General features: G+C 40.1%; 23 protein-coding genes and 2 other annotated features. Of the genes, 19 read left to right on the top strand and 4 right to left on the bottom strand.

Going from position 1 to position 20495, the window contains the following annotated elements; genetic code table 11:
• Positions 1–49: 49 nt before the first annotated feature.
• From mutM to coaW, 11 genes are all read left to right on the top strand, one after another.
• A complete protein-coding gene (gene mutM, locus NSQ41_RS14345; protein ID WP_130156137.1) occupies positions 50–874 on the top strand; it encodes a DNA-formamidopyrimidine glycosylase in 825 nt (274 codons plus the stop codon).
• A gap of 94 nt (positions 875–968) precedes the next feature.
• A complete protein-coding gene (gene ytaF / locus NSQ41_RS14340; protein WP_063387408.1) occupies positions 969–1613 on the top strand; it encodes a sporulation membrane protein YtaF in 645 nt (214 codons plus the stop codon).
• 20 nt (positions 1614–1633) lie between these two features.
• A complete protein-coding gene (gene coaE / locus NSQ41_RS14335) occupies positions 1634–2233 on the top strand; it encodes a dephospho-CoA kinase (RefSeq protein ID WP_339210197.1) in 600 nt (199 codons plus the stop codon).
• Positions 2234–2386: 153 nt separating this feature from the next.
• Positions 2387–3412 carry a glyceraldehyde-3-phosphate dehydrogenase gene (locus NSQ41_RS14330; protein WP_063387490.1) on the top strand — a complete coding sequence of 342 codons (1026 nt, stop codon included), beginning with the start codon at positions 2387–2389 and terminating at the stop codon, positions 3410–3412.
• A gap of 261 nt (positions 3413–3673) precedes the next feature.
• Complete coding sequence (gene speD / locus NSQ41_RS14325) at positions 3674–4054, top strand: adenosylmethionine decarboxylase (protein WP_063387410.1); 381 nt, start codon at positions 3674–3676, stop codon at positions 4052–4054.
• Between the two features lie 438 nt (positions 4055–4492).
• On the top strand, positions 4493–4954 hold the full coding sequence (gene nrdR / locus NSQ41_RS14320) for a transcriptional regulator NrdR (RefSeq protein ID WP_063387411.1): 462 nt from the start codon (positions 4493–4495) through the stop codon (positions 4952–4954).
• A gap of 46 nt (positions 4955–5000) precedes the next feature.
• Positions 5001–6395 (top strand): replication initiation and membrane attachment family protein, encoded by a 1395-nt coding sequence (locus NSQ41_RS14315; protein ID WP_094246325.1) that lies wholly within the window; start codon positions 5001–5003, stop codon positions 6393–6395.
• Between the two features lie 18 nt (positions 6396–6413).
• Positions 6414–7349 carry a primosomal protein DnaI gene (gene dnaI, locus NSQ41_RS14310; protein ID WP_063387413.1) on the top strand — a complete coding sequence of 312 codons (936 nt, stop codon included), beginning with the start codon at positions 6414–6416 and terminating at the stop codon, positions 7347–7349.
• An 86-nt stretch (positions 7350–7435) separates the two neighbouring features.
• Complete coding sequence (gene ytxC / locus NSQ41_RS14305) at positions 7436–8263, top strand: putative sporulation protein YtxC (protein WP_063387414.1); 828 nt, start codon at positions 7436–7438, stop codon at positions 8261–8263.
• A 351-nt stretch (positions 8264–8614) separates the two neighbouring features.
• A complete protein-coding gene (gene thrS, locus NSQ41_RS14300; RefSeq protein WP_339210195.1) occupies positions 8615–10546 on the top strand; it encodes a threonine--tRNA ligase in 1932 nt (643 codons plus the stop codon).
• A 55-nt stretch (positions 10547–10601) separates the two neighbouring features.
• A complete protein-coding gene (coaW, locus tag NSQ41_RS14295; protein ID WP_339210193.1) occupies positions 10602–11405 on the top strand; it encodes a type II pantothenate kinase in 804 nt (267 codons plus the stop codon).
• A 20-nt stretch (positions 11406–11425) separates the two neighbouring features.
• Here the strand turns inward: coaW and NSQ41_RS14290 are convergent, their stop codons facing one another.
• Positions 11426–11605, bottom strand: coding sequence for an H-type small acid-soluble spore protein (locus tag NSQ41_RS14290; RefSeq protein ID WP_094246321.1), 180 nt, complete (start codon positions 11603–11605; stop codon positions 11426–11428).
• A gap of 181 nt (positions 11606–11786) precedes the next feature.
• Positions 11787–11917 (top strand) — a sequence feature (ribosomal protein L20 leader region).
• Positions 11918–11985: 68 nt separating this feature from the next.
• On the opposite strand from NSQ41_RS14290, the gene infC reads away from it, so the two are divergent.
• The 4 genes from infC to NSQ41_RS14270 all read left to right on the top strand — a co-directional run bounded on the left by infC (position 11986) and on the right by NSQ41_RS14270 (position 13457).
• The gene (gene infC, locus NSQ41_RS14285) at positions 11986–12507 is read left to right on the top strand and encodes a translation initiation factor IF-3 (RefSeq protein ID WP_222422773.1); all 522 of its coding nucleotides are present in this window, start codon (positions 11986–11988) and stop codon (positions 12505–12507) included.
• Between the two features lie 15 nt (positions 12508–12522).
• A complete protein-coding gene (gene rpmI / locus NSQ41_RS14280; RefSeq protein WP_063387419.1) occupies positions 12523–12723 on the top strand; it encodes a 50S ribosomal protein L35 in 201 nt (66 codons plus the stop codon).
• A 34-nt stretch (positions 12724–12757) separates the two neighbouring features.
• Complete coding sequence (gene rplT / locus NSQ41_RS14275) at positions 12758–13117, top strand: 50S ribosomal protein L20 (RefSeq protein WP_063387420.1); 360 nt, start codon at positions 12758–12760, stop codon at positions 13115–13117.
• Between the two features lie 148 nt (positions 13118–13265).
• Positions 13266–13457, top strand: coding sequence for a hypothetical protein (locus tag NSQ41_RS14270; RefSeq protein ID WP_130156128.1), 192 nt, complete (start codon positions 13266–13268; stop codon positions 13455–13457).
• Positions 13458–13734: 277 nt separating this feature from the next.
• Here the strand turns inward: NSQ41_RS14270 and NSQ41_RS14265 are convergent, their stop codons facing one another.
• Positions 13735–14145, bottom strand: a complete 411-nt coding sequence (locus NSQ41_RS14265) for a sigma-w pathway protein ysdB (RefSeq protein ID WP_339210192.1) — start codon at positions 14143–14145, stop codon at positions 13735–13737.
• Between the two features lie 122 nt (positions 14146–14267).
• On the opposite strand from NSQ41_RS14265, the gene NSQ41_RS14260 reads away from it, so the two are divergent.
• Complete coding sequence (locus tag NSQ41_RS14260; RefSeq protein ID WP_063387423.1) at positions 14268–14756, top strand: dUTP diphosphatase; 489 nt, start codon at positions 14268–14270, stop codon at positions 14754–14756.
• Between the two features lie 189 nt (positions 14757–14945).
• Here NSQ41_RS14260 and NSQ41_RS14255 read toward each other — a convergent pair whose 3' ends face one another.
• A complete protein-coding gene (locus tag NSQ41_RS14255) occupies positions 14946–16175 on the bottom strand; it encodes an IS110 family transposase (protein ID WP_027725928.1) in 1230 nt (409 codons plus the stop codon).
• A 432-nt stretch (positions 16176–16607) separates the two neighbouring features.
• Here NSQ41_RS14255 and NSQ41_RS14250 point away from each other — a divergent pair, with 432 nt between their 5' ends.
• The gene (locus tag NSQ41_RS14250) at positions 16608–17693 is read left to right on the top strand and encodes a M42 family metallopeptidase (RefSeq protein WP_327847825.1); all 1086 of its coding nucleotides are present in this window, start codon (positions 16608–16610) and stop codon (positions 17691–17693) included.
• Between the two features lie 14 nt (positions 17694–17707).
• Here NSQ41_RS14250 and sspI read toward each other — a convergent pair whose 3' ends face one another.
• Complete coding sequence (gene sspI / locus NSQ41_RS14245) at positions 17708–17932, bottom strand: small acid-soluble spore protein SspI (protein ID WP_063387425.1); 225 nt, start codon at positions 17930–17932, stop codon at positions 17708–17710.
• Positions 17933–18029: 97 nt separating this feature from the next.
• On the opposite strand from sspI, the gene NSQ41_RS14240 reads away from it, so the two are divergent.
• Together NSQ41_RS14240 and NSQ41_RS14235 are read left to right on the top strand one after the other, a co-directional pair.
• On the top strand, positions 18030–18782 hold the full coding sequence (locus tag NSQ41_RS14240; RefSeq protein ID WP_339210191.1) for an RNA methyltransferase: 753 nt from the start codon (positions 18030–18032) through the stop codon (positions 18780–18782).
• A 49-nt stretch (positions 18783–18831) separates the two neighbouring features.
• Positions 18832–19062, top strand: a binding site (T-box leader).
• 163 nt (positions 19063–19225) lie between these two features.
• Complete coding sequence (locus tag NSQ41_RS14235; RefSeq protein ID WP_339192832.1) at positions 19226–20476, top strand: IS4 family transposase; 1251 nt, start codon at positions 19226–19228, stop codon at positions 20474–20476.
• Positions 20477–20495 lie beyond the last annotated feature (19 nt).

The raw sequence follows: 20495 nt of genomic DNA, 5'->3' as shown, positions 1-20495 counted from the left end.
AAAGGGAAGCTCCCCCGCCTTTTTCGAGTGTAGATAAGGGGTGAACATAATGCCTGAGCTTCCTGAAGTAGAAACGATTCGAAAAACATTAAGGGAGCTTGTCATAGGAAAAGTCATCGATGAAGTTATCGTATCATGGCCGAAAATCATCAAACGTCCCGAAGACGCAGAGCAGTTTTGCCGCGTTTTGAGAGGGGAAACAATCAATGAAATCGGAAGAAGAGGGAAATTTTTAAAATTTTATTTAGATCGATATGTTCTTGTATCACATTTACGAATGGAAGGAAGATATGGACTGTATCCAAAAATAAAGCCCATTGAACCTCACACACATGTCATTTTTCGCTTTCAAGATGAAACGGAATTAAGATATCGGGATGTTCGCAAATTTGGCACTATGCATCTGTATCAAAAGGGCGAGGAGGAGAAGCATCCTCCTTTGTCCCAGTTAGGGATGGAGCCTTTTTCGGAACAATTTACTGCTGAAAGACTTATGAGCAAGCTTCAGTCTACCTCTAGAAACATCAAGACGGTTTTGCTTGACCAAAAAATAGTGGCGGGATTAGGAAACATTTACGTTGATGAAGTATTGTTTCGATCAGGCATTCATCCGGAGCGGCTGGCAAAAGATTTGACAGCGGAAAAAGTGAAAATATTGCATCGGGAAATTATTCAAACGCTGAAGGAAGCAGTTGAAAAAGGAGGAAGTACTGTCCGATCCTACGTCAATTCACAAGGGCAAATCGGGATGTTTCAACTGGACTTATTTGTCTATGCAAGAGAAAAAGAACAATGTAAAATTTGCGGAAGCCCTATCCAAAAAATAAAAATTGGGGGAAGAGGCACACATTTTTGTTCATCTTGCCAAGTGTAGAAAGATTTATGCCACCTTCTTTAAGCGAACACATTTTAGTCGGTTTTCATATTACTATGTTAGCAATAAAAGGAAAGAAGGGGCATTTGATAAAATGACGGAAATCGGATCGGTTTTAATATTGGCGTTGGCAGTCAGTCTTGATAGTTTTTCTGTTGGCTTAGCGTTCGGTTTGCGTAAAGTAAAAATTCCAATTAAATCGATTATCACTATTTCATGCTGTTCGGCGATTGTGTTGCTCGCTGCGATGATGGCCGGACAAATAGCTCAAAGTGTTCTTCCTCCCTATTTTACGGATAGGCTTGGCGGAGCTATTTTTATTTTGCTTGGCATGTTTGTGTTATATTCCTTTTTCCGCAACAATGAATCAGAGGATGAGAAAGATGAGGAAAAGAGTGAAAAAACGATTTTAAATATGGAATTAAAATCGTTAGGCATTGTCATTCATATATTGAAAAAGCCTGCTGCAGTTGATATGGATCGATCTGGCGAGATTACAGGCGTGGAAGCTTTGCTGCTTGGGATCGCTCTTTCGCTCGATTCATTCGGAGCAGGAATCGGTGCGGCTTTAGCAGGGTATGAACCTTTTTTAACAGCTATTTTCGTCACTTGTATGAGCACGATGTTTGTTTATATTGGAATGAAATCCGGCCGATTTGCTTCATCCTATTCGTTTTTTGAAAAGTTTTCATTTATCCCGGGTTTATTATTAATAATGATCGGTGTTTGGGCCATGTAAGGATAAAGGAGAATGATGATATGACAATGATTATTGGATTAACTGGAGGCATAGCAAGCGGAAAAAGCACTGTGTCTGAAATGCTTAAAAAAAGAGGCATTCCAGTTATTGACGCAGATCTAATTGCAAGAGAAGTGGTAGAAGTCGGCAAAAAAGCATATACAGAGATCGTAAATGCTTTCGGAAAGGAAATATTAAACGAAGACTTAACGATCAACCGAGCTCGATTAGGCTACATTGTATTTCAAAACGAAGATAAGCGGGAGAAGCTAAACAGTATTGTACATCCTGAGGTCAGGCTGGAAATGAAAAGGCGACAGGAACAATTGATCTCAGAAGGTGCGAAAGCAGTAGTTCTTGATATTCCCCTTCTATTTGAAAGCAATTTGAAGCATTTAGTGGATAAAGTGATTGTTGTTTATACGGGAGAAAAAAATCAACTGGAACGATTAATGAAAAGGAATAATTTTTCGAAGAAAGAAGCTTTATCACGCATCAATGCACAAATGCCTTTGAAAGAAAAAGTAAAATTTGCCGATGCAGTGATCAACAATGATGGAACATTAGAAGAAACGGAACAGCAATTGGAAAACATTCTCATGAATTGGGGAATTGGTTAATCCGCTCGCAAATAGAGCGGTTTTTTTTATTTTTAGTATATATTTTTTTAAGAAACGATTAAAATAATTGTTTCGTTATTTTATAAATATGATATACTAATTAACAGAATAGGAGATAAAAAGTGTAACATAATGCCGGAAGGGGATATTCACATGAGTGCTAAGGTTGCCATTAACGGTTTCGGCCGAATTGGCCGAATGGTATTCAGAAAAGCAATTTTAGAAGGAGATTTGAATATCGTAGCAATCAATGCAAGCTATCCAGCAGAAACATTGGCTCATTTAATTAAATACGATACAAACCATGGGAAATTTGAAGGAGAAGTCATTCCAAAAGAAGATCATTTAATTGTAAATGGCCATAAAGTGCTTCTTTTGAACAATCGAAATCCTATTGAACTTCCCTGGAAAGATCTAGATGTGGACATAGTGATTGAAGCGACAGGAAAATTCAACTCCCGTGAAAAAGCGATGATGCATGTTGAGGCAGGGGCGAAGAAAGTTATTTTAACAGCACCTGGAAAAAATGAAGATGTAACGATTGTTATCGGTGTAAACGAAGAACAATATGATCCTGACAACCATGTCATTATTTCGAATGCTTCTTGCACAACAAACTGTCTAGCGCCTGTTGCAAAAGTTCTTGATGAACAGTTTGGCATTGAATATGGTTTAATGACTACTGTCCACGCATATACGAACGATCAAAGAAATATTGATAATCCGCATAAAGATTTAAGAAGAGCGCGAGCGTGCGCCCAATCAATCATTCCGACAACTACCGGTGCAGCAAAAGCGATCGGTTTAGTTTTACCGCAATTAAAAGGAAAATTGCACGGTCTTGCATTAAGAGTGCCTACACCAAACGTCTCCCTCGTAGACTTTGTTGTAGATCTAAAACGCGATGTGACCGTTGAAGAGGTAAATGAAGCGTTTATCCAAGCTTCTCAAGGAAAGCTGAAGGGGATATTAGATTTTTCTTCAGAACCGCTCGTATCGGTTGACTACAACACAAACCCGCACTCTGCTATTGTCGACGGTTTAACGACAATGGTTATGGGAACAAGAAAGGTAAAAGTGCTTGCATGGTATGATAATGAATGGGGCTACTCTTGCCGCGTTGTGGATTTAGCAAAACTTGTAGCAAGCAAATTGAATAAATTGGCCGCAGCTGTATAAAATGATGGGAGGGTTGATCTTTACAAAGATTGACCCTCTTCTTCTTTTTGTTTGGATACTTTTTTCAGCGCAAAATTTTTGACAAAGTATGTTGCAAAAACAAATCAAACCATATATACTATTTTTCGTGAACTTCTTAAACGCAAGGTAATGTGGCTACTTAAAGGGTTAGGACCTCTTTGGACTAACTTTCCCCCGTGGTAGTTAAACATACCAGAGTGCGAAGAATTCATAAAAATTTATAAAGGGGGATCCATGGCTATGGAAACAATGGGACGTCACGTTATCTCTGAGCTGTGGGGATGCGACTTTGATAAGTTGAATGACTTGGAATTTATTGAAAAAACGTTTGTAAATGCAGCATTAAAATCAGGTGCTGAAATCCGGGAGGTTGCGTTTCATAAGTTTGCGCCTCAGGGTGTAAGCGGAGTTGTGATCATTTCAGAGTCACACCTAACAATTCATAGTTTTCCAGAGCATGGATATGCTAGCATTGATGTGTACACTTGCGGTGATTTAAATCCAAATATTGCAGCGGATTACATTTCTGAAGCTTTAGGTGCTCAAACGCGCGAAAATATTGAAATTCCTCGCGGTATGGGTCCTGTTCAAATCAAACAGGGTCAAGCAAAAGCACTTTAAAGTGAAAACAGAATAAAATTTGAATGGAAATGCAAAGAGGTGTCAGCTTTTTACTGCACCTCTTTTTATATTATAATAAAGAATAATATTTCATATTGAATGGTATTTAGAGGCATCTTATTTGCGGCCTCAAAGTACCGAGTTATTCTACCCCCTTCAAAGCCGTTATGAAAAAGAGGCTTTGATGTTTTTAAAATCATTCATTGTAGTGATGTAAAAATAAAAAAGCTTTTATTGGCATGGCTACATGGCTGCCATCACTGTTTGGCGGTTCGAACATCATTTGATTGGACCGGACTGACAGAAATCCATTTCATTCAGTCGAATTATCTATAACAAAAATACAAGAACTTGAAAGTTTCTTGTCTGATCCAATGCTATTTAATAAGATGTAGGTAGAGCTTTTTTGATTTAGTTAAAAAGATTGGAGCTGGTGATATGAAATGCCCTTCCTGCCACCATTTTGGAACACGTGTTTTAGATTCGCGTCCAGTCGATGAAGGGAGATCAATTCGGAGGCGAAGGGAATGTGAGGAATGTCAATATCGGTTCACAACGTTTGAAAAAGTAGAAGAAATTCCGCTCATCGTTGTGAAAAAGGAAGGAACACGAGAAGAGTTCAGCAGGGAAAAAGTTTTGCGCGGGATGATTAAAGCTTGTGAGAAAAGACCGGTTTCTTTAAAAAAATTGGAAGATGCTGCGCATGATATTGAAAAAGAACTAAGAAATCTAGGTACATCGGAAATATCAAGCGAAACGATCGGCGAAATGGTGATGGACAGACTAGCCGAAATTGATGAAGTCGCATACGTTCGATTTGCTTCTGTTTACAGGCAATTTAAAGATATAAATGTCTTTATTGAGGAATTGAAAGAACTGATCAAAAAAGAACGTTCATAAAAGAGCTGCGAGATTATGACATGCTATTTGGGAAGGTTTTGAAAAAATGATTGGACATCATCACTGGAAAGAGCTGCTGCCTGTTGATCGCTACGTTGTGAAATGTACGAGCAGTTTGATTCATGAATTTGACCGAAAAGTTCTTACATTACTGTACCAGCCCTTAATCGGGCCAAGAACGTTAAACTTATACATGACGCTTTGGAGCGAGCTTGAACAAAACCGTCTTTGGGGGACGGAATCGACCCACCATTTTTTAATGGCTGTTACTCAATCCCCATTAAATGAAATTTATCATGACCGTTTGAAATTAGAAGGAATAGGTCTTTTAAAAACATACCTTGTCGATGAAAGCGAACCGAAAAAATATATTTATGAACTTCAACGACCTCTTTCCCCCAAACAATTTTTTTATGATGGAATGTTGAACATATATTTATATAACAGAGTTGGAAAAACGGTGTACCAAAGATTGAAAAGCTATTTTTCCGATAAATCGGTTGATAGCAACGCCAAAGATGTGACAAGATCATTTCATGAAGTATACCAATCGATCCACCCATCTGAGCTTTCAGCCAATATTGCAATGGAACCCGAGGAAAACGATCAGGAGCTTTTTGATCATGCGCCTGGAGAACCGATTTCGATTCAAAACCAGTCCTTTGATTTTCAATTGTTTTATGCCGGTTTATCAGAGCATATTGTGCCCAAAAAAGCGATCACGCCTGCGGTTAAGGAAGCTGTTGAGAAATTAGCATATGTTTATGGAATTGATCCAATTGAAATGAAAAATCTGGTCATCCGTTCTTTGGATCATGATGAGCAAATTAATTTAGACGAGCTGCGAAAATGGGCGAGGGATTGGTATAAGCTGAATCACGGCAACCGTCTTCCAGAGCTTGTTGATAGGCTTCAGCCTTTGAATCAGCGGGTGAAAGACGAAGAAATTGAACAGTCAAAAGATAAGGAATTAATTCGACAGCTTGAATCCATCTCTCCAAGACAGTTTCTAAAAGATATTTCAGGCGGTATTGAACCGTCCGCAGCGGATTTGAAAATTATTGAAGATGTCATGTTTCAGCAAAAGCTGCTTCCCGGAGTTGTCAACGTTTTAATTTATTATGTCCTGCTAAAAACAAATATGAGATTGTCAAGAGCGTATGTTGAGAAAATTGCCAGCCACTGGGCTCGATTAGGAATTAAAACTGTGAAGGATGCAGTGGATGTGGCGAAAAAAGAACATAAGAAATATTTAACTTGGGCGGAAACAAAGGATAAGAAGACTGTCAGCAAAAAAATCGTTCGAAAAGAAAAACTCCCTTCATGGCTTTTGGAAAACGAAAATCAACAGGTAGAAAACATCGATCCGGAAGCGTTTGAAAAAGAAAAACAAAAGCTACAGGAGCGGATTAAAAAATATAAAAATAAACAGAAGGACTAGGTGAAAGGAGGGAGGAAGATGGAATCCCTGCAAAATCATTTAAAACAATTCATGAACAGCAAAGGGTTTCGGGAAACGTATTTGAACTTGAAACAGCAAATAAAATCGGACAAAGATGTCAGGTTATTTTTAGAAAAGCATAAAAATCAAATCGATGAACATATGATTGACCGCAGCTTAGGCAAACTGTATGAATTTGTAACGCAGAGCAAGTTTTGCCGTGAATGCCGAAATTTAGATGAGTGCAAAAATATTTTAAAAGGATATCACCCTACATTAATTATTGAAAGAAAAACAATCGACCTGAAATATGATAAATGCCCGAGAAAAGAAGCATATGATGCTCGAAAAAAACAAGAATCGCTCATTAAATGCATGTATGTACCAAAGGAAATCCTCAATGCACACCTAGAGGATATTGATTTAAACGAACCAAACCGTCTGAAGGCAGTGTCTCTCGTGCAAGATTTTGTTGAGCAATACGGTCAAAATGATCGGTTAAAAGGATTGTATTTATACGGTTCCTTCGGCGTGGGAAAGACATTTATTCTTGGAGCGATCGCGAATGAGCTGGCGGAAAAAGGCGTTCCTTCCATGCTTGTATATGTTCCGGAGTTTGTCAGGGAGTTAAAAAGCGCTCTTCAAGATCATTCACTGAATGAAAAGATTGATGCGGTTAAAAAAATTCCGGTATTAATGCTTGATGATATTGGTGCTGAATCGATGTCGAGCTGGATGAGAGACGACATTTTAGGCTCGATTCTCCAATTCCGCATGCTTGAAAATTTACCGACCTTTTTTACATCCAACTTTAATTTTAGCGAATTGGAACACCACCTGACTTATTCACAAAAAGGCGAAATAGAACAGCTAAAGGCAAAAAGAATTATGGAAAGGATTCGTTTTTTGGCCATTCCCGTGGAATTGAAAGGAAAAAATCGCAGACAAGAATAACCGCTGGACAGCAAACACTTCTAAATAATGCCATCCCCCCATATATATAGAAACAGGACTTGCTATATAAAGGGGGGGATCTTTTTTTGCTGGAAATAACTTTTCAAACGGAAAAAGAAGCTTCTTATCTGCATCAATTGCTTAATACAGAGAAGGAAAACTTTGATTTCCAAGCAGCCTTGCTGAACGGCACAGTATTAACATGTGAAACAGATGATTGGGAAACATTTATATCTGATGTGCTCGTACCATCATTTGTTGATTTTTTTCTAAATGTGAAAGAGCCCCGTCTCCTTCTTTTTATAATTGAAAAACAATTTTATTTTGAGGATGAAGATGAAAAACAGCAAATTTTACATATTGCTCAATCGATCTTGGAAGGAGAGCGGGCGGAAATTCCAATGATCAAACATTTTGAGCCGAGGGAAAACTTAATTATTTCTGCTTTAACGAATTTCCTTCGGCCAAACCAATCTTTTTCTATAGAATCATTTATTCAGTTCCGCTTGTCTGATTATTTATCAAGACTTTCGGAATATGTCGGTCTCTCCATTGAAGAGTATAAAATGGAGCAGGAATACCAAAATTTTATTCAAAGCTTGCGGGAATATGTTCTCAATAAAAAACCGAAATTATCAACGATTCATATTTTGCATGATACTTCCTTTCAAGTGTTTAATGAAAAGTTCATCGAAATAAAAGAGCTGGAATTGAAAAAGTGGATTGATCGGGAATTTATTTATCGCCACCCGATGTATATTGATTCCCATTTGCTGGCCCCGCTTGTATCCATTGCTCCTTTAGAAATTTATATATACTCCGATCAACAGGAGGAAGCAATGATTCAAACGATCCAAAACATCTTTCAGGAACGGGTTCGATTTTTTTCAAGGGCTAGCTTTCAAAAACGATAAGTTTCTTTCAGTACTCCTTGATTTTTGGTGGCGAATCAGTCTATAATACGGTTGAAATCATTCATCACGAAAAGGTTATGATGAGGACACGGGAGTATTATCACAGTTCAAAGAGAGGGAAGGCACAGGCTGAAACCTTCCTAACTCGTGTAATGCTCTTACCACCTCTAAACTTCAGCTGTGAACGGCTTTTGCCAAGTAATAGCTGGCGGATTGTTCCGTTATCAAAATGAGCCGCGCAAAGTTTTGAGCGGGAACTAGGGTGGAACCACGGGTTTTACATACAACACTCGTCCCTTCTTTTAGGGACGGGTGTTTATTTTTGCAAGAAAAAACAAAGGAGGAAAGAAGATGAAAGAAGCCATTAAAATTACTTTTCCAGACGGTTCTGTAAAAGAATTTCCGCACGGAACAACAACGGAAGAAATCGCTGCATCCATCAGCCCTGGATTAAAGAAAAAAGCCATTGCAGGTAAAATAAATGGAAAGCTTATTGACTTAAAAACCCCGATTGAACAAGACGGCCATATTGAAATTTTGACGCCTGATACAAAAGAAGCGTTAGAAATTTTACGACATAGTACAGCACATTTAATGGCGCAAGCGATTAAACGGCTTTACCCAAATGTAAAATTGGGAGTTGGTCCCGTCATTGAAAACGGTTTTTATTATGATATCGATATGGATGAAACGATCTCACACGAAGATTTGCCTAAAATCGAAAAAGAAATGAAAAAAATTGTCGGCGAAAATTTGCCGGTTATTCGTAAAGAAGTAAGCCGCGATGAAGCAAAAAAAATGTATGAGGAAATCGGCGACCATTTAAAGCTTGAGCTTATCGATGATATTCCGGAAGGCGAAATCATTTCCATATATGAGCAAGGAGAATTTTTCGATCTATGCCGAGGAGTCCACGTTCCTTCTACCGGAAAAATAAAGGAATTTAAATTGCTCAGCGTAGCCGGCGCCTACTGGCGTGGAGACAGCAAAAACAAAATGCTTCAACGCATATACGGTACAGCATTTTTTACAAAAGAAGAGCTTAAAGAACATCTCCGCATGCTTGAAGAAGCGAAAGAGCGGGATCATCGCAAGCTTGGAAAAGAATTAAACCTGTTTACCACTTCTCAAAAGGTTGGACAAGGCTTGCCGCTTTGGCTGCCAAAAGGTGCAACTATCCGCCGGATTATCGAACGCTATATTGTTGATAAAGAAATTAAACTCGGATACCAGCATGTATACACACCTGTTCTCGGCAGCGTCGATCTTTATAAAGCTTCCGGCCATTGGGACCATTATCAAGATGATATGTTTCCGCCAATGAAGATGGATAACGAAGAGCTTGTATTGCGTCCGATGAACTGCCCGCATCATATGATGATTTACAAAAATGAAATTCACAGCTATCGGGAATTGCCGATCCGCATTGCAGAACTTGGAACAATGCACAGATACGAAATGTCAGGGGCATTGACAGGGCTGCAGCGTGTTCGCGGGATGACGTTGAACGATGCGCATATTTTCGTGCGACCGGATCAAATTAAAGACGAATTCATCCGAGTTGTCCGCCTTATTGAAGAGGTATACGAGGATTTTGGTATAAAAGATTATTCGTTCCGATTATCTTACCGCGATCCTGAGGATAAAGAAAAATATTATGATGATGATGAAATGTGGGAAAAGGCCCAGTCGATGCTGAAAGCCGCAATGGACGAACTCGGGCTGGATTATTATGAAGCGGAAGGTGAAGCGGCATTTTACGGACCGAAATTGGATGTACAAGTGCGGACGGCTTTAGGAAAAGATGAAACATTATCGACTGTTCAGCTAGATTTTCTCCTTCCGGAACGGCTTGATTTAACATATGTTGGCGAAGACGGCAAACATCATCGGCCAGTTGTTATTCACCGCGGAGTTGTTTCAACGATGGAACGGTTTGTTGCCTTCTTAATTGAGGAATTTAAAGGTGCCTTCCCAACTTGGCTTGCACCTGTGCAAGTGAAAGTCATCCCTGTTTCGCCGGAAGTGCATCTTGATTATGCCAAAACAGTAGAACAGCGTCTTCAGCAAGAAGGCTTGCGTGTTGAAGTCGATATTCGGGATGAAAAAATCGGCTATAAAATTCGTGAGGCACAAATGCAAAAAATCCCGTACATGGTCGTTGTCGGTGATCAAGAAGCAGAAAATGAGACGGTCAATGTCAGAAAGTATGGAGAACAAAAATCAGAATCCATGCCGCTGGAGACATTTGCTGTATCTGTTGGAAAAGAAGGGAGAAAATAAGGAAATCGGCGTTTGCTGATTTCCTTTTTTTAAAGCATAAGCGAGGGGTGTGCGGATGGAAATAGTAGGAATTGATACAGGGGGAAGTTTATTAAAAATTGCTTATGTTGAACATGGACGATATCGGTATAAATGGTTTCCAATTGATGAAACGGATCAAGCTCTTTCTTGGATGAAGAGATTGAAGCCGGCTGCCCGCTATAGAATAACAGGAGGCAAAGCTGCAAAAGTAAAAGAAAAATTGACCGGCGCTGATGTGACCTTTATTCCAGAATTTGATTCAGTTTGTATAGGAACAAGAGAGCTTTTAGTAGAAGAAGGAAAGGAGCCAAAGAGCGATTTTTTAATCGTCAGCATTGGAACGGGAACATCTTTTTTCCTTATGAAGGGCGAGCGTTATGAGCGTTTGCTTGGTAGCGGTATCGGCGGCGGTGTTATTTCCGGTTTAAGCCGGCTCATTTTGCAGGAGAGCAATTTTTATCAAATCGTTGATTTGGCGAAAAAAGGTGATCGAAGCCATGTTGATTTGTTGGTAAAAGATTTGTATGGAGAAGAGGCTCCTCCAATTTTAGGAGATTTAACCGCTGCTAATTTTGGCAATCCGGATTTATCGAGAGCACGGAAAAAAGATGCTGCTGCAGCGTTATTTCAATTGATTGGTGAAACGATCGTTCTTTTGGCAAAGCAATGTGCCGAGCTTCATAAAGTGGACACGTGTGTCTATGTTGGAGCTGCAATTTCGCAAAACCCTCCTTTACAACAAATCATCCAAAGCTTTGATTCCATGACAGGTCTGCAAAGCATATTTTTATCAAACGGTTCTTTTACCGGAGCATTGGGAGCTATTTTATATCAATAATGTTTAAAACAATGGAGGAATTATTTTTCTTCAAGCTCAGAAATATTTACAACCGTACGTTCTTTAAACGGACCTCTTACATGAACGGTTGCTGTTTTTCCATCTTCATTTAGCTGATCAATCCAAACGGAAGCTCCGTTATAGAGAACTTCAATATCAGCCGGCGAGGATAAAATTTGTTTTACGCGGTTTGCATCCATTTCGATCACTCCAATAGTTATATGATATATTGATTATCATGTCCACTCCATTCCGATTTATGTATGTTCATTCAAATATAGACTCTTGCATTTTCTGTTTGAATAGTTTAAAATGGTATCGTTTTTGAAGAAATGTTGTTTTGACAAAGCTGCTTTGCCATGATAGAATATTATAGTCAAGGAGAACAAGCAGAAGCACCCGCTTCTCACCTGATTGACGCACATCGTTGCTGTTGACAGGTTTATACATTGGACAAAAAGTTCGTGTATTCAACGTGTGGGTGCAGTGTGCGTCTACGCGTTTTTTATTTGCATAAACGAATGTATAAGCTCTGTCAAGGCGAACGTGCACTTTGTTTATAAAATCTTGGAGGTGGCTCATTATTAGCAAAGACATGTTAGTAAACGAGGGCATCCGCGCTCGTGAAGTTCGACTGGTCGATCAAAACGGTAATCAATTAGGCATTAAATCACGGCAAGAAGCGCTTGATATTGCCGCAAATGCCAATTTGGATCTCGTTCTTGTTGCTCCGAATGCAAAACCGCCGGTTGCTCGCATCATGGATTACGGAAAATACCGCTTCGAGCAGCAAAAGAAAGAAAAAGAGGCGCGTAAAAAGCAGAAAGTTATTAATGTGAAGGAAGTCCGCCTAAGCCCAACAATTGAAGAGCATGACTTTAATACAAAGCTTCGCAATGCTCGGAAATTTTTGGAGAAGGGTGACAAGGTGAAAGCATCGATCCGCTTTAAAGGAAGAGCGATTACCCATAAAGAAATCGGCCAACGAGTTCTAGAAAGATTTTCTGAAGCATGCGCTGACATCAGTTCTGTTGAAACGAAGCCGAAAATGGATGGGCGCAGCATGTTTCTAGTGCTAGCACCGAAAAACGAAAAGAAATAGAAGGAGGATCCTTTTATGCCTAAAATGAAAACTCATCGCGGCTCTGCGAAAAGATTTAAAAAAACTGGGAACGGAAATTTGAAACGGTCTCATGCATTTACTAGTCATTTATTCGCTAACAAAACTCAAAAGCAAAAACGCAAACTTCGCAAACCAGCATTAGTAAGCAAAGGTGACTTTAAACGTATTCATCAAATGCTTGACAATATAAAATAATTTTTAACTTCGATTTTTTAGGAGGGAATGCATTATGGCACGTGTTAAAGGCGGTACAGTGACACGCAGACGCCGCAAAAAAATTATTAAGCTTGCAAAAGGTTATTACGGTTCGAAGCATCGTTTATATAAAGTTGCTAACCAGCAAGTAATGAAATCTTTAATGTATGCATACCGTGACCGTCGCCAAAGAAAACGCGATTTCCGTAAGCTTTGGATTACGAGAATCAATGCTGCTGCGCGCATTCACGGTCTTTCCTACAACCGGTTCATGCACGGTTTAAAGCTTGCTGGCATTGAAGTAAACAGAAAAATGCTTGCTGACTTAGCAGTAAATGATGAAAAAGGATTTGCACAACTCGCCGAAACAGCTAAAGCTGAATTAAATAAGTAATCGAAAAAGCAAGCCACCTATAAACGTACATTGCCCTTTGGGCTGGACATAATTGAACAGCATATTATTGATCCCCTTTAAGTAGACGTGTAAAAAATCTGCGCAATGACTCGCGGATGCTGCACTTCTATTTGGAGGGGATTTTTATATGGCTGAAAAGGTAAACGATTATGGCTTTACGTTTCTCAACAGTGAAAAAAGTCAAAAGTTCAAGGGTTTTTTAGGCCGATGCAAAAAATTTAGGTTCTATACTAAATGTTGGGATCAAGAATATCATCAAAATGAAAAAAGCATTTACGAAGCACTCTGTTTTATAATGAAAGTGACCAAACCCAATTAAAAAGGAGACTTCGAAAAATTATAATCAATTACCGAGCTGTTTTACAAAATTTCATAGAGGAAGAGAAAAGGTAATGGGATAAAAATAGAAATGGAAGCTAACAGCAGCTCCCGCAATGGGAACTGCCTTCAGAATGCTTATTTTCTTTTTAAATCAGAAATGTTGCATAGATTGATCAAAAAAGCGACACCATGATCGTCCAGTCATGAACCGCATAGTCTTTTAACGCTGTCAATTTTGAACGGGAATGTCAAGCTGCTCTTTCTTTTTTGCTGTCTTAAGATAGTGTCGGGAATTCCGATTCGTTCCGATTCAAAAACTCTTTAATTGGACTTTTCCAGTCGATTTTGGCGTAAGGATATGCTTCTTTTATTTTCGATTCTATAAATTGAAAATCTTCTTTTGTAAACCCCCTTAACTTATTTGGAGTAGATGTCCAAATAAAAACGGTGATAACTTCAAAAGAAGTTTCAGTCGTGCCTAAATATTTTTCCCCTTCAAATAAAACTCCTTTATGCGTTAACAAAAAATTTTTGTGGACATTTTCTTTATCATCAAGAAAGAAAAATTTTTTTTGCTCATGAGCCAATTCTAACTTTCGCTTCGGGTTCAATAAATATTTAATGAATGAATAAATTAGGAAAATAATCGCAGCAATTATGAAAAGACGAAGAAGGATGACAATCATTTACTTTAAACCTCCCCGAAGGTCATATTCATACATATACATTACGAAAAAGGAATTGAAGGGGTTTCATTAATGATCACTTTTGCTATAATTTTTTTAGATATATTTTAGGGGTTGAGAAAATGGATTTTGAACAGTTATATAAAATGCAAAAAGAATTGGATGAAAAAATTGAAAAGAAACACGGTTTGGAGGAAGAAAGGCTGATCGAGAGAAAAGTTTTAGCCTTGCTTGTCGAAATTGGCGAATTGGCTAATGAAACGCGCTGCTTTAAATTTTGGAGCGTTAAGCCGCCTTCCGACAGAGAGGTTATTTTGGAAGAGTATGTAGACGGCCTTCATTTTTTATTGTCGATCGGCCATGAATTGTATATTGAAAAACTGCCGGAAATGAAAGCAAGAAAAATCGATAAAAGCCTGACCGATCTTTTTTTAAACGTTTATCAAAAAACGGCAAAATTCAGTGAATATTTGTCTGTCCAAGCGTATATCGATTTATTTAACGACTATGTTACACTCGGCTCTGCGCTGGGCTTTTCAGAGGAAGATATTATTTCAGCATACATGGCGAAAAATGAAGTCAATCATGCTAGACAAAATCAAGGATATTAACAATTCCGTTTGGAAAAAATGAAGAATATAAATTAAAGTCCTGCGGTAATATGTCAAGGTGAAAAATCATAGAAATTGGAAATTCCCTTGTCCGATGATCCGAAAAAAGGCAATACTGAAGAAACCCAGTATTGGTACATGTAATAAACTGGGTCTAAAGGTTGATATTGGTATACCAGATCGATCCTCTTATCGATCTTCCCCCTTTCTTGGCGTGTAGATTTGACCGTTGCGTAGCAGCGCATCGATCACACGCACGAGTTTTCTAGCGGTGAGGACGAGGGCTCGTTTATGTTGGTGTTTGGGCACTTCCTCATACTTCTTCCGGTAGTACGCACGAAACGTCGCATCATGCCGTTGCACCGAGTTGGCAGCCTCCACTAGGTAGTAACGGAGATAGCGATTGCCGGAACGAATGAGGGAGGTGTCCTCGGCTTGAAAACGGCCCGATTGGTGCTTGGACCATGTCAAGCCGGCATATTTTGCCAAGGCGGCCTGGTTGTGAAACCGCTCGATTTGCCCGATTTCGGCCAGGATGCCTGCGGTATAAACCGGTCCGATGCCTGGGATGGTTTGCAGTGTGTTCGGAATGCCTTCAAGATGGCGGGTAATGGCTTTATCGAGCTCTTTGAGCTGCGATTGCAGGCTGCGGATTGATTGAATCGACAGCCCTAACAGCAAGTCGATGGAATCCTCGACACACTTGGACAACCGATACGACGAACGGGCCGCCTTTTGAATCGACTTGGCGATGCATTCCGGATCGGCAAAGCGATTGCGCCCTTTTTGGCGCAGGAAGTCGGCCAACTGCTTGACATCCATTTGGCAGATGTCATCGAGGCTCCACGACTCAAGCAGCAGTTCGAGAATGGCATGTCCGAAGATCGAACTGTCCACCTCTTGGGTAAAGGAACTGCATTTGTAAAACAAGTGCTGGAGAAAATACTGTTTCTCACGGGTTAACTGGTGGACGAGATGATATCGCATGCGTGTCAGTCGCTGAAGCGCGAGAAACTGCTCCTTGAGGACAGCCGTCATCTTCAGACGGCCGAAGCGAAGCCGATCCGCAATGATCCAAGCATCGATGTCATCCGTTTTCTCCAAGTCGACATAGGCTTCTTTAAACTTGCGAATGAGCTTTGGATTGATCGTAAACACCTTGACGTTCCAAGCCTGCAAGGCCTCCTGCTGGTGGAAAAACATAGCTGGATGCCAACTGTAGACCGAGGTGGCTTCCATCCCGATCAGAATTTCGGTTGGCTTTCGCTTGTTAGCCCACAGGAGGATTTGATCCCGAAGGAAGGTGGCGCCCAGAAGATGATTATCCACTTTGAAGCGTGCGCACGTATTTCCTTCATGATCCATAATGCAGGTGGCTAAGTCGCGTGAGCTCACGTCGATCCCGACGTAGAGTTTCATGAGATCACCTCCTATTGTTGTAGGATCGAGGGGTAGGACTCTTCGGGATGCCCCCGGATCGCGCCTGTTGACCAGTCACCCTCGCATATGAGAACTCACGTTGGACCATGGGCTGCCCTGGAAGCTGCTCCTTCCAGCATGGGGAAAACCAACGGGAACAGCCTGCGGGTTAGACGTCCAAACAGGGGCCGAGGAGACAGACTTTACAAGTAGTCAAAGCTACAGGAGTGAGAAGAGTATCCCCGATGATCCTAAGACCATTATCCAGGAACATTGCGAAAAGTCCAACCCCGGTACGCTCAACCCTTTGTGGGAGGGGCGCGCCCCTCCCACAAAGGCAACCACCCAAGATATGCGATTGTCAAGGAGCGTATCGGACTGGAAATTCGATAAAAAAACTTTCTGAAACTTAGTATACGAGGAGGTTTCAGTGTGGAGAAATGGGATGAAACATTGAAAATGTTAAAAGATTTAACAGACGCGAAAGGCATCGCCGGCAATGAACGGGAAGTCAGAGAAGTAATGAGAGGGTACATAAAAGATTATGCGGATGATATCCAAACGGATGGACTCGGCAGTTTAATTGCCAAAAAAGAAGGAGAATCAGGCGGACCCAAAATTATGATCGCGGGCCATCTTGATGAGGTCGGCTTTATGGTTACGCAAATTGATGATAAAGGGTTCATTCGCTTTCAGCCTGTTGGTGGCTGGTGGAATCAAGTTATGCTCGCACAAAGAGTGACGATTGTCACCCAAAAAGGAGATGTGACCGGCATCATCGGTTCCAAGCCGCCGCATATTTTGCCGGCAGAAGCACGAAAAAAGCCTGTAGAGATCAAAGACATGTTTATTGATATTGGCGCCAGCAGCCGAGAAGAAGCGATGGAATTTGGTGTTCGTCCCGGCGACCAAATTGTGCCTTATTTTGAGTTCACCGTTATGAAAAATGATAAAATCCTTTTGGCGAAAGCTTGGGATAACCGCATCGGTTGTGCAATAGCGATCGAAGTTTTGAAAAAGCTGAAAGAGGTAAACCATCCGAACGTCGTTTACGGTGTAGGAACCGTTCAGGAGGAAGTAGGATTAAGAGGAGCCCGCACATCAGCCCATTATATTGAGCCTGATATTGCTTTCGGCGTAGACGTCGGAATAGCCGGCGACACTCCAGGCATTTCCGAAAAAGAAGCGATGGGAAAAATGGGGAAAGGTCCGCAAATTATTTTATATGATGCTTCTATGGTCTCCCATAAAGGGCTTCGCGATTTTGTCGTAGGGGTCGCTGAAGAATGCGGCATTCCATATCAGTATGATGCTATGCCGGGTGGCGGTACAGACTCCGGATCGATTCATTTAACAGGAAATGGTGTTCCAACGCTTTCCATTACGATTGCAACGCGCTACATTCATACACACGCTGCGATGATTCATCGCGAAGACTTTGAACATACGGTTCAATTATTGACAGAAGTCATTAAACGCCTCGACAAAAAAACGGTTGAAAACATTACGTACAACTAAAAAGCAGGAGCTGGTTATTTCCCAGCTCCAGTCTCTTTTAATCCTTGTTCAAGTGTTTCAACCATTTCCTGCTGATCACGCTGACTTGAATGGTTCCAGATAATTTCAAATAACACGCCTAACCCTGGAAGCATTTTTTCTTCCTTGCTATTGATGGCATCAACGATCGTTTCTCTCAGCTCGTCTTTTGAATTTTGCGATATGTTGGCAATGACTGCATTGCGCAAATCAAAATTCATATCCTTCACCTCGTTTTTCTTCATTCTTCTTTATTTTTTCTTTTGTTTTCTATAATATGTATATGAAATGAACTATCAGTTGAAGGAGACACCATCATTGAAACGGATTGCGTCAACTAAAAATGAAAGAGTAAAAGAATGGAAAAAGCTGCAATCAAGAAAAAAACGGGAAGAGCGCGGGCTGTTTTTAATTGAAGGCTTGCATTTAATCGAGGAAGCTCTCAAATACAAATCAATTGTTCAAGAGTTAATTGTTTTAGACGGAGCGAAGCTGCCAAATCATTTTTTCGAAGGTACTATTCCGACAACGATTGTTTCCAAAGAGGTGTTTTCGCTTCTGTCTGAAACGGATTCCCCGCAAGGTGTCATGGCTGTTTGTAAGCAGCTTAGGTGGGAAATCGATTTGAACGCCAAAAAATGGCTGTTAATAGATGCGGTTCAAGACCCAGGAAATCTCGGTACGATCATTCGTACTGCAGATGCGGCTGGAATGGATGTTGTGATTTTAGGTGAAGGGACGGTTGATTTGTACAATAGTAAAACGATCCGGGCGACACAAGGATCAATTTTTCATTTGCCTGTGGTCAATTCGTCATTAAAACAGATTATAAGCAAATTGAAGGAAGAGGAAATTCCTGTATTTGGAACTTCAACAAAAAATGCTGTTTTCTATAAAGAGATCCCTCCATCTGAAACATTTGCCCTCCTTGTAGGAAATGAGGGAAATGGGGTCTCAAAAGATCTGCTGGATATGACAGATCAAAATTTACACATTCCGATTTATGGAAAAGCGGAGTCATTAAATGTTGCCGTTGCTTCAGCTATTTTCATGTACCATCTTCGCAAATAGTGTTGCGCCTTTAATTTCTTTTTTTTATAATTAAAAGCAATTGAATAAAGGAATAACGATGACGGAGAAGAGTAGTTTGCAGGTCGCCATTTAGGGAGAAAATGCCGTAGACTGGAAGCATTTTTATGGTAGAGGCAAACGAATTCACCTCCAGAGTTGACGCCAGGACCATGCGGAAGCATGTAAAGGCGCTCCGGCTGTGCCGTTATGATAATGAAGTGAACAAAGATTCTTTCTTTGTTAATAAGGGTGGTACCGCGAAATTCAACTCGTCCCTTTTTTGGGATGGGTTTTTTTATTTATTTTCAGTAGCATTGCATTAAGTTAATTTTAATTTGTCAAGCCCAATTTTATGTTAAATTTCATCTTTTTGGATATAAAAAAACTCCTTATAATTAGGATTGGCAGTCCTATCCAAATCCTAAGAATAAGGAGAAACCATTATGGATAAGAATACCACAGAATCCACAATAAATGAACTATTTAAAGAGATCGATCCAATAACTTTTTCAAAACTAATTAATGTGATTGACGTTGACAAATACATTAAAAAATTAACGGCGTATAAGTTTTTACAACTTTGTATCATCGCTCAGTTAAACGAATTGGAAAGCTTAACAAAATTGGCCAAACATTTGAAAGACAAGGAAGAGTTGCAGACATATCTGGAATTTGATGCAATTAGTACTTCGCAACTTTCTCGCAAATTAGGCCAATTATCCCCTCAACTGTTTGAAAAAGTATTTAAATATCTGGTCTTAAAGATCCAAGGGCAAATGAAAAATGCCCCGATCATCCGAAACATTGGTCGTCTTCTGGTCATTGATTCTACCACGATGAGCATGAGTTTGAGCCAATATCCATGGGCAACTTTTCGTAAGACAAAGGCTGGTGTTCGACTCCATTTAAAGGTTGTTGTAACGAAGGATATCACTGTTCCGGATCAAGGGATTATCTTACCCGCGAAACATGCCGATCGCACACAGATGGACGAACTCATTGAAATCGATCCAAATGCGATTTACTTGTTTGATCGAGGGTATGTCGATTACAAACAGTTCGACCGCTTATGCCGAGAAGGGGTGCGATTCATTACCCGGCTTAAAAAGAACGCAGAGATTGAAGTTTTATCGGAACGGATTCCCAATCCAGAACGTTTGATTTATAGGGATCAGATTGTCATTTTAGGAAATGACCGTAATCATACCAAAATGACTCATCCTCTCCGATTGATCGAAACGGTCGACAGCGAAGGGAATCCCGTGATCATCATAACCAATTGCTTTGATCTTTCTGCGGAAGAGATTGCAGATTTATACCGATATCGCTGGAAGATAGAGACCTTCTTTAAATGGATGAAACAGCACCTTAAGATAAAAAGATTTTATGGAAAAAGTCAAAATGCCGTTTACAATCAAATTTGGATCGCCCTAATCACCTATTGCTTACAGGCCATGCTCCAATTAAAAGTGAATCACGATGGTCCTTTATTAGAGATCAAGCGAACTTTACAGAATCTGCTTTTTAAAGGTTTTGACTGTTTTGTTCGCTCCCTTTTTAAAAAGCCAATTCGAACGTCCAACGGTCGGAAAAAATACCATTGGGAAAAAGATTTTGAAACCATCGTGTACCAATTTGAAGAAGGGGAGGTGGAACACCTAGACGATTTAGTTTATGATCCAATGTTTCTGTAATATATTACCAAATTGTGGA

The organism is Aeribacillus sp. FSL K6-8210 (assembly GCF_037963925.1).
In the GTDB taxonomy this organism is placed as follows: Bacteria; Bacillota; Bacilli; order Bacillales; family Aeribacillaceae; genus Aeribacillus; species Aeribacillus composti.
This window is presented reverse-complemented; position numbering and strand designations above follow the sequence as displayed.

Excerpts from the sequence above, each read along its gene's own strand:
- NSQ41_RS14265 (WP_339210192.1), bottom strand. The coding sequence starts at position 14,145 with ATGATTGTCATCCTTCTTCGTCTTTTCATAATTGCTGCGATTATTTTC.
- ytaF (WP_063387408.1), top strand. The coding sequence starts at position 969 with ATGACGGAAATCGGATCGGTTTTAATATTGGCGTTGGCAGTCAGTCTT.
- NSQ41_RS14315 (WP_094246325.1), top strand. The coding sequence starts at position 5,001 with ATGATTGGACATCATCACTGGAAAGAGCTGCTGCCTGTTGATCGCTAC.
- rplT (WP_063387420.1), top strand. The coding sequence starts at position 12,758 with ATGGCACGTGTTAAAGGCGGTACAGTGACACGCAGACGCCGCAAAAAA.
- rpmI (WP_063387419.1), top strand. The coding sequence starts at position 12,523 with ATGCCTAAAATGAAAACTCATCGCGGCTCTGCGAAAAGATTTAAAAAA.
- coaE (WP_339210197.1), top strand. The coding sequence starts at position 1,634 with ATGACAATGATTATTGGATTAACTGGAGGCATAGCAAGCGGAAAAAGC.
- nrdR (WP_063387411.1), top strand. The coding sequence starts at position 4,493 with ATGAAATGCCCTTCCTGCCACCATTTTGGAACACGTGTTTTAGATTCG.
- NSQ41_RS14260 (WP_063387423.1), top strand. The coding sequence starts at position 14,268 with ATGGATTTTGAACAGTTATATAAAATGCAAAAAGAATTGGATGAAAAA.
- dnaI (WP_063387413.1), top strand. The coding sequence starts at position 6,414 with ATGGAATCCCTGCAAAATCATTTAAAACAATTCATGAACAGCAAAGGG.
- NSQ41_RS14290 (WP_094246321.1), bottom strand. The coding sequence starts at position 11,605 with ATGGATGCAAACCGCGTAAAACAAATTTTATCCTCGCCGGCTGATATT.
- thrS (WP_339210195.1), top strand. The coding sequence starts at position 8,615 with ATGAAAGAAGCCATTAAAATTACTTTTCCAGACGGTTCTGTAAAAGAA.
- NSQ41_RS14330 (WP_063387490.1), top strand. The coding sequence starts at position 2,387 with ATGAGTGCTAAGGTTGCCATTAACGGTTTCGGCCGAATTGGCCGAATG.
- speD (WP_063387410.1), top strand. The coding sequence starts at position 3,674 with ATGGAAACAATGGGACGTCACGTTATCTCTGAGCTGTGGGGATGCGAC.
- coaW (WP_339210193.1), top strand. The coding sequence starts at position 10,602 with ATGGAAATAGTAGGAATTGATACAGGGGGAAGTTTATTAAAAATTGCT.
- sspI (WP_063387425.1), bottom strand. The coding sequence starts at position 17,932 with ATGAATTTTGATTTGCGCAATGCAGTCATTGCCAACATATCGCAAAAT.
- NSQ41_RS14255 (WP_027725928.1), bottom strand. The coding sequence starts at position 16,175 with ATGAAACTCTACGTCGGGATCGACGTGAGCTCACGCGACTTAGCCACC.
- NSQ41_RS14235 (WP_339192832.1), top strand. The coding sequence starts at position 19,226 with ATGGATAAGAATACCACAGAATCCACAATAAATGAACTATTTAAAGAG.
- NSQ41_RS14270 (WP_130156128.1), top strand. The coding sequence starts at position 13,266 with ATGGCTGAAAAGGTAAACGATTATGGCTTTACGTTTCTCAACAGTGAA.
- mutM (WP_130156137.1), top strand. The coding sequence starts at position 50 with ATGCCTGAGCTTCCTGAAGTAGAAACGATTCGAAAAACATTAAGGGAG.